Here is a 2,183-nt window from a genome sequence, read left to right as displayed (position 1 = left end):
TACCGCGGCGACGGGTATGGATGCCCTAACCCACGCCATCGAGGCTTACATTTGTCGCTGGGACCGCGGAACGCGCAAGGAAAATGCCGAGCGTGCCATCCGCATCATTTTTGCGAACCTCGAGCGCGCCTATACCCAGGGCGATGACGCAGAGGCTCGGGAGTCCATGGCGCTGGCTTCCTACTACGCGGGAATTGCCATCAATCAGGTCAATGTGGGCACGGTGCACGCCATTGCTCACCAACTGGGGGGCAAGTATCAGATTCCCCATGGTCTGGCGAACGCCATGGTGCTGCCTCATGTGCTCGATTATTGTGCCGCTGAGGCGGAGGATTCTCTGGCCGAGCTTGCCAGGCTCATTGATGTTGCTAAAGCGGGACAGAGCGCCAAAGAGCAGGCGCAGGCGTTTATCGATGCGGTGGTGGCACTGAGAGACGCCGTGGGTATACCTGCCACATCGGAGAAGATCGAAGCGTCCGACTTTGACTATCTGACCGGTCTGGCGGTGACGGAGGCCACGGGCTACTTCGCACCCAGACTCCTCGATGAGGCGGGCTGCAAGGAGATACTCGCCAAGATCAGCGCCTAGGGCGTTTTGCCCGGGCGCTGGGCAATCCAGGCTCCACAGCGGTCAAGCCAGGCTTTGTAATCCGTCGTGGGGCCCATGGAGCAGGCAAAGCCGTGCTCCGAGTCCGGGTAGTGCTCCTGCTGGACGTCCACGCCTGCATCCCGGAGCGCATCGGCCATGGCCATGCCCTCATCGCGAAGGGGATCCCGCCCCGCGGTGCATAAAATGGCCGGCGGTAGCGTGCTCAGTGCCTTGCTTCGAATGGGGAAAGCACGCTGGGTTGCTTCTCCCTCCGGGTCCTGATCACCCAGGTAGCTGTCCCAGAACCAGCGCATGATATCGCTGGTGAGGGCCTGACCCTTGGCGCAGTCGACGTAGGATGGTGACGGCCGAGTGTAGTGATTCACCACCGGATAGGTGAGCACCAATCCTGCGATGGTTTCCTTTAAAGCACCCTGGGCGGCGAGCGCCGTGCACAGCGATAGCTGACCACCCGCACTGTCTCCCGCCAGGACAATGGATCCGTTGCCAGGGCCAAAATCCGACAGACGATCGAGGATGGCCTCGGCGGCAGCGAGGCAGTCATCCTGGGCCGTGGGAAAACGATGTTCAGGCGCCAGGCGGTAGTCCACGGCGATGACGGTCGCACCCGAGGCATCGCAGAGTGCCTGGCAATAGGCATGATGAGTCTGCAGATCGCCAATCACCCAGCCGCCACCATGAAAGTAAATCACCAGGGGGCGTTCGCTGCTTTGTTCACCGCGATACAGGTGTCCCTGCAGAGGTCCTGCGGAGGTGGGTAATTCCAGAAAGCCTGGAGAGCTGTGCACGTCGGGTGCGTGCCAGGCCTGGCGCGCACTGAAGCGGTAATACTTACGGAATAGACCGACTTTCAGTCGCTGCAGCATAGTCATATTTTTCTCGTCTTCAGAGCTTTAATCGTCATCAGTCGTCATCAAGGTCGACGGCATCCGGGTCCTGCACATACCAGTTCACGCCGTGCTCGTCGCGATGACGGCGAATGCGCCGGCGGCCCAGGAGGCAATTGAGATGGGCGAGAGTTTCTCCGGTGGCAAGCCCCAGAGAACCGTCACCAATGTCCCGTTTGAACAGCGCCGGAAAGCAGTCCACCGCCCGTTTTGGCTCGGCAAGGAGTTTAAACAGCGTGCTTAAATCCTCTTTGTGTGCTTCAAGAATCTGTGTCAGACGCACGTGAAGCCCGTAAAAGGGGGCTTCGTGGGAGGGGAGGACCAGCAGATCCTCCGGGAGGCGCTCGCGGAGGCGGGCACTCGAACGCAGCCAGTATTTGAGGGGATCACCCTCGGGCTCCGTGGGGAAAACCGATACGTTGGGCGTGATTCGCGGTAGCACCTGATCGCCGGAGATAAACAGCTTGAGGGCGGGACAGTAGAGACAGAGATGCTCCGGCGAGTGGCCGCTGCCTTCCATGATCTGCCAGTAGCGACCGCCGATGTTAAGCGTTTCCAGATCCACCAGTCGTCGGTAGCGGTCCGGTAAGGTGGACACGGCCTTGCCAAAGAAGCCAAAGCGTTTCTTGTATTTTTCAAGTTGTTCTTCGGTGTAGCCCGCTCCGCGGTAAAAGTCGACAGCGACC

The 2,183-nt window shown here is 60.1% G+C and carries 2 protein-coding genes and 1 pseudogene; 1 reads left to right on the top strand and 2 read right to left on the bottom strand.

The genetic code is table 11. The annotated features are described in order from the left end of the window. A pseudogene (locus ACTG3T_RS01910) lies at nt 1-589 on the top strand (iron-containing alcohol dehydrogenase); the annotation flags it as partial. Here the strand turns inward: ACTG3T_RS01910 and ACTG3T_RS01905 are convergent. Beyond that, the gene (locus ACTG3T_RS01905; protein WP_439100573.1) at nt 586-1,482 is read right to left on the bottom strand and encodes an alpha/beta hydrolase; all 897 of its coding nucleotides are present in this window, start codon (nt 1,480-1,482) and stop codon (nt 586-588) included. The pseudogene ACTG3T_RS01910 and the gene ACTG3T_RS01905 overlap by 4 nt on opposite strands. Before the next feature lie 31 nt (nt 1,483-1,513). Next, the coding region (locus ACTG3T_RS01900; RefSeq protein WP_439100572.1) for an MBL fold metallo-hydrolase at nt 1,514-2,183 on the bottom strand (670 nt) is incomplete at its 5' end.

Origin of the sequence: Congregibacter sp., from assembly GCF_965660375.1 — a bacterium.
Taxonomy (GTDB): Bacteria; Pseudomonadota; Gammaproteobacteria; order Pseudomonadales; family Halieaceae; genus Congregibacter.
The sequence above is the reverse complement of the archived record's forward strand: the minus strand, read 5'-3'. Positions and strand labels throughout refer to the sequence as shown.